The 14,879-nt window shown below is 69.5% G+C and carries 10 protein-coding genes and 3 CRISPR repeat arrays; all 10 genes read right to left on the reverse strand.

Annotated features, from left to right (window positions below; translation table 11 throughout):
* Window positions 1–92: 92 nt before the first annotated feature.
* Entirely contained in the window at window positions 93–917 is an 825-nt protein-coding gene (locus ACWCV9_RS35905) for an ATP-binding cassette domain-containing protein (protein ID WP_450793002.1), read from the reverse strand.
* Window positions 817–1,203 (reverse strand): hypothetical protein, encoded by a 387-nt coding sequence (locus tag ACWCV9_RS35910; protein ID WP_450793098.1) that lies wholly within the window; start codon window positions 1,201–1,203, stop codon window positions 817–819. Before ACWCV9_RS35910 ends, ACWCV9_RS35905 begins: the two co-directional genes overlap by 101 nt.
* 49 nt (window positions 1,204–1,252) lie before the next feature.
* Window positions 1,253–1,770: a CRISPR direct-repeat array (repeat unit 29 nt; unit sequence CGGAGCACCCCCGCGTCGGCGGGGAGGAC).
* A gap of 90 nt (window positions 1,771–1,860) precedes the next feature.
* A CRISPR array of direct repeats spans window positions 1,861–2,743; the repeat unit is 29 nt; unit sequence CGGAGCACCCCCGCGTCGGCGGGGAGGAC.
* Between the two features lie 16 nt (window positions 2,744–2,759).
* Entirely contained in the window at window positions 2,760–3,077 is a 318-nt protein-coding gene (cas2e, locus tag ACWCV9_RS35915; RefSeq protein WP_450793004.1) for a type I-E CRISPR-associated endoribonuclease Cas2e, read from the reverse strand.
* Window positions 3,077–4,024, reverse strand: a complete 948-nt coding sequence (gene cas1e / locus ACWCV9_RS35920) for a type I-E CRISPR-associated endonuclease Cas1e (protein WP_450793096.1) — start codon at window positions 4,022–4,024, stop codon at window positions 3,077–3,079. The genes cas2e and cas1e overlap by 1 nt, the downstream gene beginning before the upstream one ends.
* Before the next feature lie 56 nt (window positions 4,025–4,080).
* Window positions 4,081–4,731: a type I-E CRISPR-associated protein Cas6/Cse3/CasE gene (gene cas6e, locus ACWCV9_RS35925; protein WP_450793006.1), complete on the reverse strand. Its 651-nt coding sequence runs from the start codon at window positions 4,729–4,731 to the stop codon at window positions 4,081–4,083.
* On the reverse strand, window positions 4,728–5,522 hold the full coding sequence (cas5e, locus tag ACWCV9_RS35930) for a type I-E CRISPR-associated protein Cas5/CasD (RefSeq protein ID WP_450793008.1): 795 nt from the start codon (window positions 5,520–5,522) through the stop codon (window positions 4,728–4,730). Before cas5e ends, cas6e begins: the two co-directional genes overlap by 4 nt.
* The gene (cas7e, locus tag ACWCV9_RS35935) at window positions 5,519–6,646 is read right to left on the reverse strand and encodes a type I-E CRISPR-associated protein Cas7/Cse4/CasC (protein ID WP_450793010.1); all 1,128 of its coding nucleotides are present in this window, start codon (window positions 6,644–6,646) and stop codon (window positions 5,519–5,521) included. The genes cas5e and cas7e overlap by 4 nt, the downstream gene beginning before the upstream one ends.
* A complete protein-coding gene (gene casB / locus ACWCV9_RS35940) occupies window positions 6,646–7,272 on the reverse strand; it encodes a type I-E CRISPR-associated protein Cse2/CasB (RefSeq protein WP_450793012.1) in 627 nt (208 codons plus the stop codon). The genes cas7e and casB overlap by 1 nt, the downstream gene beginning before the upstream one ends.
* A 72-nt stretch (window positions 7,273–7,344) precedes the next feature.
* Window positions 7,345–8,940, reverse strand: coding sequence for a type I-E CRISPR-associated protein Cse1/CasA (gene casA, locus ACWCV9_RS35945; RefSeq protein WP_450793014.1), 1,596 nt, complete (start codon window positions 8,938–8,940; stop codon window positions 7,345–7,347).
* A gap of 612 nt (window positions 8,941–9,552) precedes the next feature.
* A complete protein-coding gene (gene cas3 / locus ACWCV9_RS35950) occupies window positions 9,553–12,399 on the reverse strand; it encodes a CRISPR-associated helicase Cas3' (protein ID WP_450793016.1) in 2,847 nt (948 codons plus the stop codon).
* 185 nt (window positions 12,400–12,584) lie between these two features.
* Window positions 12,585–14,870: a CRISPR direct-repeat array (repeat unit 29 nt; unit sequence GTCCTCCCCGCCGACGCGGGGGTGTTCCG).
* Window positions 14,871–14,879 lie beyond the last annotated feature (9 nt).

The raw sequence follows: 14,879 nt of genomic DNA on the forward strand, positions 1-14,879 counted from the left end.
ACACCTCCCCCAACGGCACGGGAGCTTTGTGCGTTGCGGCCCTCACCTCGACCTCACCGGCGTCACCCGATCGGTGGCCACTCTGAAAAGGCTCAGTCTTCGGCACCGCCTTGGAGCTGGTGCAGCTCGGCGAACAGCCCCCCAGGACGGCGAAGCAGTTCCTGGTAGGTGCCGACTTCGGCGATGCGCCCGTTGGCCATCACCAGGATGCGGTCCGCGATCCGGGCATTGGCCAAGCGATGGGTGATGAACAGCGCGGTCCGTCCGGCTGCCAGTTTCCGGAACTGGTCGAATACCTGGCGCTCAGCGCGAGCGTCGAGGGCCGCGGTGGGTTCGTCGAGGATATGCACCGCGGCGTCCGCATGGAATGACCGCGCCAGGGCGATCCGCTGCCACTGCCCGCCGGAGAGGTCATGACCACCCCACCACGAGCGCGCCAGCGAGGTGTTCAGGCCGTCCGGGAGTCCGTCCAGGACGCGGTCCGATCCAGTGGCGCGGGCCGCCTCGATGACCGCGGCGTCGCCGCGCTCGCTTGGGGCGCCCAGGGTGATGTTCTCGCGGGCGGTCAGCGGCCAGCGGGTGTACTCCTGCGGAGTCATCGCGACCCGCCGCCATACGTCTGCGGCCGGGGCCTCGGCCAGGTTCACCCCGTCCCAGGTGACCTCGCCGGCGTCTGGCAGGTACAGGCTCGTCAGCAGGTGCACGAGCGTCGTCTTCCCGGAGCCGTTCTCGCCGACCAGGGCGACGATCTCCCCCTTTTGAGGTCCAGATCGACTCGGTCGACGGCCGGGCGCCCGCTGCCGGGGTAGCGGAACGTCAGGTTGTGCGCGCTGATGACGTCGGGGCCGTCGGCCGGCAGAGGCTGGGTACCGCGGTGGGTGCGGTGCAGGGCAGCCTCGTCCAGGAAGGCCGCCCAATCCTCAAGTAGAGGCCGGTACAGAAGACCCGCGCGGCACTACGGCTGAGGGTCGTGAGCGCTGACGTCGAGGCGCGCAGCGCGACCAGGGCCCTGCCGGCGGCCGCGGCCTCCAGGCGGCCCGAGACGACGAGTGCGGCCAGTGCAGCGAACGTGCCGCACAGCGTGAGCGTGGACAGCGCCTCGCCAGCGAGTTGCACGCGCAGCCCGCGCACTGCGGCCGCGAGGGCCTCGGCCTCCAGGCGGTCGGAGACCTGCCTGTACCGGGCAGCGAGGAAGCGGCTCATGTCGGCGCAGCGGAACTCGGCTGCCGTGTTCCGGTCGGTGCTGTAGCCGCGCAGGGTCCCCGCGTCGGCGGGGAGGACTACCGGATTGCCTCGCGCTTGGTGGCGTAGGGCGGAGCGCCCCCGCGTCGGCGGGGAGGACTCGGCCATGACGCCGCCTTTGCGTGCGGCCCACGGAGCACCCCTGCGTCGGCGGGGAGGACCTCTTCGAGTACGCCTTGCCCGGCTCCTTCGACGGAGCACCCCCGCGTCGGCGGGGAGGACGCCGTATCCGATCTGGAGCATGCTGTTGGTGACGGAGCACCCCCGCGTCGGCGGGGAGGACACATCCTGCCGCCGCCGACTGTGCGCGCGAAGCGGAGCACCCCCGCGTCGGCGGGGAGGACCGGGGCCGGTCGGGGTGTCGGTCACGGTGCTCCGGAGCACCCCCGCGTCGGCGGGGAGGACTGTTCGCCCTGTGCGTCGCCGCGTTCGTCATCCGGAGCACCCCCGCGTCGGCGGGGAGGACGACGTGCCCAACCAGGACGGCAGGGGTAGCTGAGGAGCACCCCCGCGTCGGCGGGGAGGACGTGCCCGTCAGCAACGCCGACGGCTGGGGCACCGGAGCACCCGCGTCGGCGGGGAGGACGCCGTGCCGGGGCTTGTGCGGGATGAACCCGCCGGAGCACCCCCGCGTCGGCGGGGAGGACAGCGGTGAGACCGTTTTGGGTGATTACCCCGCCGGAGCACCCCCGCGTCGGCGGGGAGGACGGCGGACGGTGGTTGACGTTCGAGGTGCGGGTCGGAGCACCCCCGCGTCGGCGGGGAGGACTCCTGGCGCACCTGGAACTCACGGACCTTGAGCGGAGCACCCCCGCGTCGGCGGGGAGGACCCAGACGCCCGGTACTTCCGGTACCTCGGAGCCGGAGCACCCCCGCGTCGGCGGGGAGGACGGCTGGCGTACGTCCGGCAGCCGGCGCCATCCCGGAGCACCCCCGCGTCGGCGGGGAGGACCGGGAGGCCAGCCGCGGCGAGCGCGTCGGCGGCGGAGCACCCCCGCGTCGGCGGGGAGGACAGGACGGGATAGTCGGAGAGGTTGGCCGTGTGCGGAGCACCCCCGCGTCGGCGGGGAGGACTTCCCCGTCAACCCCCCACTACCAAAAGCCGATGGAGCACCCCCGCGTCGGCGGGGAGGACCGCAGCCGGAATCGTGATGGCGTCCGCCGTGATGGAGCACCCCCGCGTCGGCGGGGAGGACCCGATGTACTGGTCCCGCAGTTCGCCGCCGATCGGAGCACCCCCGCGTCGGCGGGGAGGACCAGTCATCCGTGCGGGCCCGCGAGTGCCCCGACGGAGCACCCCCGCGTCGGCGGGGAGGACGCCGCCTTGATCCCAACGATGTGCGAGCCGAACGGAGCACCCCCGCGTCGGCGGGGAGGACCCCAACCGCAGCCCCGCCGGCGTCGCCTACAACGGAGCACCCCCGCGTCGGCGGGGAGGACACTACTACGACTGCACGTTCGCCTACGCCGGACGGAGCACCCCCGCGTCGGCGGGGAGGACCTTTCTGACCTGCACCCTAGGGGCGGGTTTGCGTTTCCTTTGCGTTTGGCGCGGCGGTCATGCGGATCAAGGTGAGGCCGTCGAAGTCGGCCGGGACTCGGCGGCGGGTTCCTGCGGTTCGGATGGTGTAGCCCTGTTCCGTAGCGGCGGGGTGGACGAGGATGGCAGCTCCGTCGCCCACAACTTCAGTGACAATGCCCCAGAGTTCGTCGCGGACGCGGGCCGAGACGCTGCCGACGAAGATTCCGGGTACTACTTCGCTGGTCCATCGGCTGAGGGCGCCGCGTAGGTGGGCAGGGACCGCAGTGGTGGCGATGACGACCATGGAAGGCATCAGTCGCCTCCTTCGGCGTAATTGACGCCTGCCGGCAGGACTCCGGCTTTGGGGTCCCAGAGGTGGACCATGCGCACGTCGTGCCGTTCGGAGCGGTCTTCGTCAGCGTCGTCGTCGGCTGTGGCCGTGCGGGGCGCGGTCAGCAGCGACTGGACGTCTTGGATGATGCGGGGCAGGAGGCGCAGGAGGCGGAGGTCTTCGCGGAAGCGGCGGCGGGCTTCCTGTTCAGGGTTGCCGGAGTTGTGGAGGGCGAATGCGAGGGGGAGTGTGATGTCGGCTTTGTAGAGGTCGGCGATGTCGTAGACGAAGGCGTGCTGGGTGCCGGTGTGGACGTAGCCGAGGGCCGGGGAGAGGCCGAGGGCGAGCAGGGCTGCGTGGACGATTCCGTATAGGCAGGTGTTGGCGGCGGACAGGGCGAGGTTGACGGGGTCCTGGGCATCCCATTGGTCGGGGCGGTAGTTGCGGCGGAAGCGTCCGATGCCGTGCTGTTGCGTGAGGATCTTGTAGAAGGCCTTCATGCGCTGGCCTTCCATGCCGCGGAGCTGCTCCAAGGTGACGGATTGGGGTATGTCGGCGTCCTTGAAGCGCATTTGGTACATACGGACAGCGACGTCAAGGCGCCTGGCCGGGTCGGACCATGTCGCGACCTGTTGTTCGAGCCAGTGGGTGGTGAGGGAGTCCGGGAGGATGCCCGCGTAGGCACGGATGCCGCCGGACCCGACGCAGACGACGCTGGTGCCGTGGCGGGCGAGGGTGGCCAGGGCAGGGGTGGTGATGGAGACGCCCGGCCCGAGGAGCAGGCAGGACAGGGCGGCGGTGGGGATGTAGACGAGGTCGGTGCGGTCTTCGTCGGTCTTGATCTGCGCGCATACCCCGGTGTCGTCCTGCACGACGCGGACCATGTCCAGGTAGAGGAACGACAGGGAGTCCGCGACGCGGGGAAGCATGGCCAGGGTGGGAGCGGCGAGGCGTCTGCGTGCGTCGCCGCTGCGTCGGTGCGCGCTCACTCGCTTCTCGCGGGTGCGAGGCTGAGCAGTCCAGCGCCGTACGGTTTGCCGCGTCCGATGCCGTGGATGACGGCGTTTCGCAGTGCGTCGGGGTCGGTGACCATGGCGGTGCCGTCGTAGCGGAGCAGGCTGTGTCGCATGGCGGGGGTTTCTCGGGTGCGGGGGCGGGCCGGCTCCATGTTGGTGGGGGTCAGGACGTGGATGTCGAGACCGGCTTCGGCAGCCCGGCGGACCCACCATTGGTCGGCTTCGGCGCCGGAGAGTGGCACGATCTTCCCTCGCTTTCCTTTGTCCGCCAATGAAAGCCTCTCCCGTTTGGTGGGGTTGAGGACGATGCGGTAGCGGACGCCGAGTCCCTTGCGCAAGGCGGTGAACATGGGGGCGAGGCTTTTGACTTCGGCCTTGCCGTATCCGGTAGGCAGGCGTGACGGGTCGAGGCTGGCGGCCTGGACGAGAAGGGTGATGGTGGTGTCCGTCTCGTCTACGCGGTACAGCAGTGCGGCCTGGTGTCGGGGGGCTTCGCCGAGGTTGTCGGGGGCCATCCGCATGACGGTGCGGTGCATCTGAGTGGCGTCGCGCAGGTCCCGCTGCACCTCGCGGCTGCGGGGGTTGAGGCGGATGCGTGCGATCACCGGGTGGTCGTTCATGCGTATTCCTGGAGGTGGGCGTAAGTGATCAGGCGCTGCATCAGCGTGTTTGGGGGGCCTGCGAGAAAGCCGGGTACCGGTTCCACGGTGCGGTACAGGCGGCGGCTGGTGTGGCTGCGGCCGTGCTGGGCGAAGCTGACCGGCATGTCGTTCACGTCGATGATGTCGACCGGCGCAGGTTCGGCGGATCCGCTGGGGGGCAGTGGCTGTTCGCTGAGGAAGTCGACGGCGATGGTCCCGGTTTCCTGGTTGTCATCGCCTTTCGCCCGCGGGTCAGTGCGGCTGAGCGGCACCCGGGTGCGGAGTTCTTCCTCTGGGTCGTCGACGTGGCGGCGCAGAAGGAACGGCTCGTCGGGGACGCAGGAGCGTCGGCCCAGGTAGGGCGCCCAGTGCGGGTGGCTCAGGGCCGCTGCGAGGCGGTCGACGGTCTCTTCGGTCGCGGTGACCGCGACGACGAACACGGCGTCGGACAGGTAGTGGCGGCGGGTGACGACGGCGGCGCCTTTATTGCTGCCTCCGCTGGTGGCCGCAGTGCGGTCCTTGGGGAATCCGCCGCCGGCGGTGTGGTAGTCAATGAGGCGAACGCCTGGCCGGTCCACGCGCACGGTGAGCCGCAGGTCCTTGTAGCGGTCCGCATCCAATTCGCTGCGGCTGATTCCCTCGGCCGCGGCGAACATGCCGATCAGTGCGGAGCGGGTCGGGAAGGGCGCGGTGTCCCGCACGGGGGTGAACGCGGACCGTTCGCCCCAGGACTGCAGGGGGCCGGCCAGGCGCAGCAGGAACCCGCTCACTGCTGGTCCTGCGCTGCGGGCACGGCAGCCTCGACTGCGGCGTCGATGAGGTGGTCGAAGGAGGTGTGGGCGGTGCCGAGGCCGGTGTATTTCTCGTCGGGGTTGATGACGGTGTGGCCGTGGAAGCGGCGGCTGCGGTTGCCGGTGAGGCGGTTGATGTTGCCGGCGTACGCGTCGAGGGCGTGACGGGAGGGCTTGGAAAAGCCGCCCTGCCGCTCGCTGGTGACAGGGGTTTCGAAGGCCGCGGCCAAGGAGAGCGGCCGGTGTTCGCGCACGGCGAGGTAGGCCAGGTCCGGGACGGTGTGCGGGGCGGTGCTGTTCTTTTTGGCCTGTGGGAGAGAGAGCAGGAAGTGCTCGGCGAAGGAGCTGAGCACGGTGCGGGCGGCCTTGACGTCGCCTTCCAGGTTTTTCAGCAGGTCGGCGACGTTGACGGTGGCGTACCGGTAGAACACTCCGGCGCTGAACTCGGCGGTGTCGAGGTGGCCGCTGCCGTTTTCGGCCTCGCCCAGCCAGTCATCGACCGCGGTGAAGTAGTCCCGCTGCGGTTCGGCGGCGTGCGTGGTGAACGCGTGGGCGACCTGGGCTGCCCCGTCTACGTTGGCGTCGGGGAGTTCGGCGAGCATGCGGCCCAGAAGACTGATGGAGGCGGTGCGTCGCTTGAGGATCCCCTCGATCCTCTCAGGCGGCAGGACCTGGCCGGGCTTCTTTTTGTCCTGCGCCGCTTCCAGGGCTTCTCGGTGCTCGGTGCACACGGCAGCGAGTTCGTCGATGGCTGCTTCCGGCAGGAACAGCAGCACTGAGGTGTGGCCGGCTGTTTCGGTGCCGATGCCCTTCTTCCCGGCGCTGGCGGCGACCTGTGATCCGGCGAAGGCGGCCAGTTCGGTGGGCCAGCCGGCGTTCGTCAGGGCGTGCTGCACCTTCGCCGGCACCAGACGCGTGCGGGCAGCCTTCTCCCCGAGGTCCTGCTCGACGCCGAGGCGGATGACGCGTTTCCAGGACTGGCTGGAGACCCGGATGCGGGGGGCGTTGCCGTAGCGCACCTGCTTGGGGGAGCCGAGGTCGTCACGGTTGAGGTTGGCGGCGGGCACCGACTGCAGGGCGCTCAGGTCCAGGTAGAGAGTCATCAGCCGTTTTCCTCGTCAGTGTTGAGGGTGTCGGGGTCGGTCGTGCCGCTGGCGGTGCGGAAGTAGCTCTCGAGCCAGCGGGTGGCGATGGCGTCGCGGTTACGGTTCCACCAGGCGAGATCTTCCAGGAGGACGGCCCAGTCGACCGGGATGCTGCCGCCCAGGAGCTGGCGGACGAGGGCGGGCAGGCCCGGGTGGATGGCGTCGCTGCTCTGGCGGGCCATCAGGTGCAGCGCGCTTTCGGCGGAGTTCTCCTTGAAGGCCCCCTTGGCGACGGCCTGGCCGAGCGAAGCGCCCAGGTTGGGACGCTCATAGCGGGGGGTGGACGTGGTGTCGTCCGGTGTGGTGTCGCGGGCCGAGCGGGGACGTGCAGCGATCAGTGCGGCCACCGCGTAGTAGGCCCGCCGCACATCGCCATGATGCTCATCGTCGTTGTCGCGCAGCCACGGCACCAGGTAGCGGTGCATGTAGTTGCACTGCTCCAGCGGCAGTCCGAGCCCGCGCCGCAGGGCGGCACGAGCCTGCTTGGACTCACACACGCGGTGCACGTAGGCGACGAACCGGTCCGAGAGACGGGGGGTCGAGGGGGCCGGCGGAGCAGACACCGCCGGCACGGAATCAGTCATGAGACATCCCTGGTACGGGTGAAGCGATGGGGTTGGCGAAGCGCCGACAGGGCCAGGGGCCGCCGGGCGGGTTCAGCGGGGAACGGAGGTCTGCAGCAGTGCCAGAAGGAGGCCGCGGGCGCGGTGCCGGGCGCGTGCCACCCTAATGTCCGCGCGGCTGGCCTGGCCGATGGCCTCGTCGAGCGTGGCCAGGGCTGCGTCAACGAACGGTTTCTCAACCCGGTCTGTGACGGGCCCGGCCTTGGTCAGCTGCCAGAACGTGCTTTCCGCGGCCGGCCAGTAACGAGTCAGGGCGGCAGAAGCCCACGGGCCGGGCTTGCGGGCATCCAGCTTGATCTTGGCCTTCGGCAAACGGTCTGCATGGGTGTCGGTGGCAAGCTTCCAGGCGATCCTCGACGCGAAGTCCAGCCGTTCACCGGTCTTCTCCGCAGCGGCGTGACAGCGCTTGACGTGATAGGCCATGTCCTCATCGCTTTCGTCCTGCCATTGCAGGACCTGAGGACTCGTAGCCCGGAACCAGACCCTGTCCTTCTGCTGACCGTCCTGGTCGAAGCCGTAGGCGCGCACCCGCAACCGTGGCCGCAGGGAGGCGGGCAGGTGCTCCAGCGCCGGGGGACGCCGGGCGTCCTGCCGGCTGTCCTTCAGCAGCAGCGCATCGAGGTCCCGCCACAGCGCTCTTGCACCGTCGGCTTCCCGTGGCTGGAAGTCTCCGTCCTTGCGCGGGTCGAGGATCTGATATGGGTCGCGCACTTTCTGCGGCGGCTCGTGCGTCGACCACGTCAGGTAGGCATCGATCACCCTGCGGCCGTCTTCGGACGGCATCAGCAGCGCGGCGTGACGGAACCGGCCGGTAAGCATCCGGCCCGGCCACGTAACCGGCGGCAAAGGCTCCAAGGGGGCGTTGAGCTCCTCCTCCCACGGGCAGGCGTCCTCGCTCTCCCAGTCGACTTCACCCTGAGGGATCGGCACGGCCAGCACCAGGGTGGTGAACAGGTCAGGTCCCCAGGGAAAGTAGGAGATCGACTTGCGCAGCGGGGCCGCGTCACCGCTGCCCGCCCGCTCAGCGGTGATCCGGCGGGGTGTGCACTGCCCGGAGGGCCCGTAGTACAACTGCGCGATCAGATGCCAGGCGGCCTCGGCGGCCGGTACCGGCACGGGCGCGGTATCGGTGAAGTGACCAAACAGCACAGCCCCGTTGATCCCCGTGGGCCGGCCCATCACCAGCTTGTTCACCCCAGACGGGTTCGGTGCCCCCCTCGCATCGACGCACTCCACGCGCAGCCGCGGGTCCTGGAGGAACGGCCGCGCGGGATGGAACAGATCGAACCGCCCCTCCAAGTCCGTGCGGCCGAAGTAGGCATCCACCGCATCCGGGGCGAACCGGCCGGCCTTCAGGACGCCCTCTCTCAAAACGAACCAGTCTTCGATGTCCTCCGCAACGTCCGGGTCGTCGAGTCGATCACCGTCAACAGCGGCGATCCTCGCCGCAATCGGCGCCAGAAGGCGCAGCAAGCCCGCCGCTGCCGGCGGTACCGGGATCTCCAGGTCGTCGATCTCATGCGCCCGTTTGAACAAATCGCACAAGCCCAGACGCGCCGACTGCCCTGTCAGCAAACGCACCGGAATCCACGGCTCGACCCGCAGGTCGTACCCCGCACTCACAGCCATCCCCTCCAACGCCCCTGCCCCCTAACGGCGCGGCAAAGCACACCAGCGGCCGTGCCCCCAGCGTTCCGACATTGAAGCAGCCGCCACTGACACAGGATCCGTTTTCCGCCGAAGACCACCCCAGCGGGGCAGGTACGGATCCGGCATGCACCACTTTCAGAAGGTCGAAGAGCAGGGAGGGTGCGAGAGGTTCGGAGAGGGAGGGAGGGCTGGAGATCAATTTGCCCCAACCGGCCTGAACCGGCTACAACCCTCCTGAACTCGCCGGTCAGGGACGGACTTGGTCGGCTCAATCGCGAGGAGAGCCATGCAGCCGACGCATCTCGTACCGTGGAACGTCGCAGGCGCCTGGGGACTTATCGTCACCGTAATCGTGATCGTGATCGGCATGCGTCCGGACCCGGCAACGGTCGGATCCTGCAGCGCCCTGCTGCTGGGGGCTGCTGAGGCATACCGCCGGCTCTGCCGCTAACCTCCCCACACAGGTGGCCTTCCGCGCTTGCCGAAGGCCACCTCCCCGCCGAGGCGGGGGTGTTTCAGTCGAGGGGCAGGGAGGTTGCCTTCAGCCCAGGACTTTCCCCGCCGATGTGGGGGTGTCCGACTGAACTCGGGTCAATTACGGACAAGTCCAAGGTCCTGGTCGAGCCGCAGCGTCTTGCCGCCGACCTTCACCGCCAGCGCGCGCCCTCCTTCCACAGGCTGGCGAAGAACGCACAGTTCTGCGAGCATCGGGTGCTCCGTCCACGACTGCGGAGGGGCGAGGCTGCCGGGATCCGCTTGCCTGAACCAGTCGGCGCGGACCGGGATCGTGCGGCGCATCACCTCCCGCACAGATGAAACCGGCATCTTGCCGTCCGAGCCAGCCTCGGGGAGCAGCTGCTCTCCCGCGGCATCCAGCGTGACCCGGCCGTCGTTGTGGACATAGGTGCACAGCAGTCGTACCGAATCAGCGCCGAGTCTGCTGGACAGCTCCCACTCGTCCTCTTCACCGGCCAGGTCATGCAGGTCATGCAGCGCAGAAACGCTGCGCGCCCGCCGGATGGCGAGCAGGCCGGCCATGCTGCGCTCCGCCGTTTCCTTGCCCTTGTGCGCCGTCCAGGCTTTGGCCTCACTACTGCCCGGACTGTTCCAGTCGAAATCCGGGCTGTCTGCGTGGACGACTTCGACCAAGTCCTGCACGCCACCAGGGATGGAGATGACCCCGCCCTCGATCCCGGCAAGGACCCGGGAGGTGGTGGCGAGAAGGTGCTCGGAATACACCTCACCCCACTGCTCCGGCATCCTTCCGCCACGCACGATCGGGTCCAGCACCACAAGACTCGGCCCGCTCACCCAGCCCGGCCGGCCACGGCCGTCAGGATAGCCGTGCACACTCCAGTGCTTCTCGTGCCTCCAGCACCGTCCGGCCCGCTGCAACAGCAGGGACAGCGGAGCCAGGTCGCTGATGACGATGTCCGTATCAAGGTCCAAGGACTGCTCGACAACCTGGGTGGCGACGACGATGCGGCGAACCGGACGCGGACCTTCACGGCCCAGCCCCTCGGTCACGTCCCGCGTCCGGGCCTCACGCACGTCGCCGGGGAAACGGGCGTGAAGCAGCTGAACGCTCCCGCCCTCCTCATGGGAGCGCTTGTCGAGACGCTCCCGCAGCCACAAGTAGGTGTCCTGTGCATCTTTTACGGTGTTGCACACCACCAAGGCCGTGCCACCCTCCCCCTCGCTCACCGGCCTCAAAATCCGCTGCAGCACCGCAAGCCGCGCGTCGACGCCAGCACTGCCGCTGTGCACGACGGGCTCGACCACGACTTCGAGTTCCATACTCCGAGCGCGCATCTGCTCACGCCGGCAGGAAGGCGAGATCGCAGTCTCCCTACCGCTCTCCCCGTCCACATACAGCCAGCCCGGGTAAGGAGCTTTGAACGTGCGCCTGCTCAGATCGCCCCGCGTCTTACGGCTGGCACCCCTCACATATTCCTTGATCAGCCGGTCGCTGACGGACACGGGCAGCGTCGCCGACAACAAGATGACCGGCACGCCATACGCCCCGAGCCAGTTCAGCAACCGCCCGAGCAGGACCTGCATGTACGGGTCATAAGCATGGGCCTCGTCCACGATGAACGTCTTCCCCGACAAGGCCAGCAGCCGCAGCGCGTTGTGCCGAACCGGCAACACTGCCATCAGGGCCTGGTCGATCGTACCGACCGCGAACTGAGCCAGCAGCGGCCGCTTGGACCCGCGCAGCCACTTCTGCGGCCGCATCTCCGCCTCCGTCCGCAGGCTGCTCTGCCCGGCCTCCTCCCCGTCACCGGTCAGCACGCCCTGCCCGTCCAGGTCCTCGTCGGCGTAAGCACTGTTCAGCCAGGCCATACTGTGGACCAAGGTCAGCCCCGCTCCCTCGCCCGCCTGCCGCAGCAACGTCTTCGCGATGCGCCCGTACATCTGATCGCTCGTGGCCATCGTCGGCAGCAAAAAGGCGTACCCCTGCGTACCGCAGCACTCCGACAAGACCCGCTCGGCCTCCAGAGCCGCCTCACTCTTTCCATCCCCCGGAGCGGCGGTGACCAGGAGAATACCGCCACAGCGTCCCTCGCCCACCGCTCCCCTCAGCTCGCCCATGACGGACCGCTGGAGCGGATTCGGGGCGCCCTGGATGCCGTACGCCTCCGCAAACCCCTTGCGCTGCAGCCCCACCCGAGTCAACCCGGCCTCGGCCAGCAGACCGGGCGCGTCCTTGACAGAACCCCTGAAATGATCAGCCAGCTCCGGCTCAAGCCGCTTTTGACGCTCCCGGAGATAGTCCACCTGGCTGACCAGCCAGTCCGCAAGAATGACCACCCCGGTCACCAGCACCGCTGCCGGCGCCTTGAACTCCCCCGGCGCCTTCGGCGCTCCCAGCACCTCATACACCGCAGCCGCATGCGCAGTCCTCTGCCGCGCCCAGGCAGGCCCGCCGAGGAAGGCCGGAGCGACGCCGTCCTCAAGACGGTGATAGCGCCCATGATGACCACCGATGATCTCGGCCAGCCGCTCTGCCGCCCGCACCTCTCCGTCGGCGGCAAAACCCAGATCCGCCAGCACCTCCTTCACACCCTGAAGACCGGCCACATCATGCCCGAACCGCTCTGCGGTCATCTTGGTACGGCTGCCGGCCAGCTCCGCGCTGAGGTATTGGCTGCCGCGCCAGGCGCAGAACTGGAAACCTGACACCTTCCCGATGTCATGCAGACCGGCGCAGAGCCCCACGACCCTTCTCGCACGGTCCGGCTCACCCGCCAACCCCATCCCATCGGCAATCCTCCTACGCTGGTTCTCCGACAGGTAAACGTCCCAAAGATGCTGGGCCATCGCAGCAGCATCCAAAAGATGCCGGACCAGCGGATACGGCGCCAGCCCCGGATCCAGACCCCGGGACTTCCCCCACACCGACTCATCCGGCGCGCCCCACTGCCCCACCACCATCACCCCTCACCTCGCCAGCAAAGGCCTCTCCACTGCCGAAGCCGGCATTCAACCACCCCCAATGACAGCACAACCGCCAAACAACCCAGATAGGCTGACAACATGCACCCTCACCCAGCCCGACACGGCACCGCCCCCATAGCAAAGGACGAGCAAAGCCCCTCTTAAGTGCCAGGTCAGGAAGAGTCCTCCCCGCCGACGCGGGGGTGTTCCGCCGCCGCCCGCCGCCTCATCGCCGACGCCTACGTCCTCCCCGCCGACGCGGGGGTGTTCCGGCCACCAGGCCGACTACGGGCCCGTGGCCGAGGTCCTCCCCGCCGACGCGGGGGTGTTCCGTCGGCGCATCTGCTCTGGCCCGTCGACAACGCGTCCTCCCCGCCGACGCGGGGGTGTTCCGTTCCCTCTCCACCGGTGGAGACGGCCCCCAGGGTCCTCCCCGCCGACGCGGGGGTGTTCCGCCGTTGGAGACCGGGAGAGTGGTCTTGCTCCAGTCCTCCCCGCCGACGCGGGGGTGTTCCGCCGAAGGGTCGGCCGGTGTTCCGGGTTCGGTCGTCCTCCCCGCCGACGCGGGGGTGTTCCGGCCCACAACGGCGGCCGAGGAGCCGATAGTGGGTCCTCCCCGCCGACGCGGGGGTGTTCCGTGGTCGAGCCAGTCGCCGGGTTCCATTCCGTCGTCCTCCCCGCCGACGCGGGGGTGTTCCGACGAACTGGAACTGGCCCGCCGCATCTGGTCCGTCCTCCCCGCCGACGCGAGGGTGTTCCGTTGGGCGACCTGATCGATAGAGGTCATCGAGAGTCCTCCCCGCCGACGCGGGGGTGTTCCTTCTCCGCGCCAACCGGCCGGAGAAGCCCGACGGTCCTCCCCGCCGACGCGGGGGTGTTCCGGTGGCGACATCCAGCACGGGAGAGTCGTCGATGTCCTCCCCGCCGACGCGGGGGTGTTCCCTCCCTCGAACGCGGATCGGGCGTGACCCAGGCGTCCTCCCCGCCGACGCGGGGGTGTTCCGACTGACCGCAGTTGCCGACACCCCGAGCCTGGGTCCTCCCCGCCGACGCGGGGGTGTTCCGGCCCTTGATGCCGAGGGCGGAGGCCGCCCAGTGTCCTCCCCGCCGACGCGGGGGTGTTCCGTCAGTGTGTGGGCTTCACCGTTCAGCGTTGGCGTCCTCCCCGCCGACGCGGGGGTGTTCCGCTGTGCATTCCGTTTTCGACGTCCTTGCCGATGTCCTCCCCGCCGACGCGGGGGTGTTCCGTCATCCAGGACGACGGCAGCCTCCGCATCTCCGTCCTCCCCGCCGACGCGGGGGTGTTCCGTTGTTCGCGATGTCTTGCAGGGTGAAGCCGGCGTCCTCCCCGCCGACGCGGGGGTGTTCCGCCCTTGACCACGGCCGCCTTGCGCAACGTGTCGTCCTCCCCGCCGACGCGGGGGTGTTCCGTAGTTGTCGTCGAGGTCGAGGATCAGCCGCTTGTCCTCCCCGCCGACGCGGGGGTGTTCCCTCGATCCGCCCGCCCCGCATCCAGGCGTCCAGGTCCTCCCCGCCGACGCGGGGGTGTTCCGCGGATCGCCATGAGCCAAGTGTGGCGGTACGTGTCCTCCCCGCCGACGCGGGGGTGTTCCGTCCTGCGTGTCGTGGCAGACGTACGCGCGGACGTCCTCCCCGCCGACGCGGGGGTGTTCCGATGGTCTCCTGGACGTACTCCAGGGCCGGGTTGTCCTCCCCGCCGACGCGGGGGTGTTCCGAAACCGCAGGTGGGGGCAGATTTTAAGGTGGGGTCCTCCCCGCCGACGCGGGGGTGTTCCGCTCCGTTGCAGGCACTAGCCAAGCGCGGGTTTGTCCTCCCCGCCGACGCGGGGGTGTTCCGATCGTCTCGGCGCAGAAGCTGGTGGCCGCATCGTCCTCCCCGCCGACGCGGGGGTGTTCCGTACGCGCCGCCCATGCCGCCGCAGCTGCTCGGGTCCTCCCCGCCGACGCGGGGGTGTTCCGACGCCCACTGGCAGGCCCTCTGCGACACCGTCGTCCTCCCCGCCGACGCGGGGGTGTTCCGGCCTCTGCCATAGATGTGACGGTCGGTCCGCCGTCCTCCCCGCCGACGCGGGGGTGTTCCGCGCCTGGTCTGGCCCGCGCTCCTGGGCATCTCGTCTTCCCCGCCGACGCGGGGGTGTTCCGATCCCAGGCGTTCTTCGCGCCCTTGGGCAGGTGTCCTCCCCGCCGACGCGGGGGTGTTCCGCCCAGATGCGCGCGATGACCGCCGTCGGCACCGTCCTCCCCGCCGACGCGGGGGTGTTCCGTCCGGCCGGTCCGGGATCACCGGCGGGTGCTCGACCTCCCCGCCGACGCGGGGGTGTTCCGCAGAGAACAGTGTTGCCGCTCCGACGGCCGAAGTCCTCCCCGCCGACGCGGGGGTGTTCCGTACGCGGGCCTGCGCCTCGCTGGGATCATCACGTCCTCCCCGCCGACGCGGGGGTGTTCCGGCCTGCCAG

It is taken from the genome of Streptomyces sp. NPDC001606 (assembly GCF_053596835.1).

What these genes read in the sequence shown, in the direction of transcription:
- cas6e (WP_450793006.1), bottom strand. Translation starts at nt 4,731, where the DNA reads ATGAACGACCACCCGGTGATCGCACGCATCCGCCTCAACCCCCGCAGC.
- casB (WP_450793012.1), bottom strand. Translation starts at nt 7,272, where the DNA reads ATGACTGATTCCGTGCCGGCGGTGTCTGCTCCGCCGGCCCCCTCGACC.
- cas1e (WP_450793096.1), bottom strand. Translation starts at nt 4,024, where the DNA reads ATGCTTCCCCGCGTCGCGGACTCCCTGTCGTTCCTCTACCTGGACATG.
- ACWCV9_RS35910 (WP_450793098.1), bottom strand. Translation starts at nt 1,203, where the DNA reads ATGAGCCGCTTCCTCGCTGCCCGGTACAGGCAGGTCTCCGACCGCCTG.
- cas3 (WP_450793016.1), bottom strand. Translation starts at nt 12,399, where the DNA reads ATGGTGGTGGGGCAGTGGGGCGCGCCGGATGAGTCGGTGTGGGGGAAG.
- casA (WP_450793014.1), bottom strand. Translation starts at nt 8,940, where the DNA reads ATGGCTGTGAGTGCGGGGTACGACCTGCGGGTCGAGCCGTGGATTCCG.
- cas2e (WP_450793004.1), bottom strand. Translation starts at nt 3,077, where the DNA reads ATGCCTTCCATGGTCGTCATCGCCACCACTGCGGTCCCTGCCCACCTA.
- cas7e (WP_450793010.1), bottom strand. Translation starts at nt 6,646, where the DNA reads ATGACTCTCTACCTGGACCTGAGCGCCCTGCAGTCGGTGCCCGCCGCC.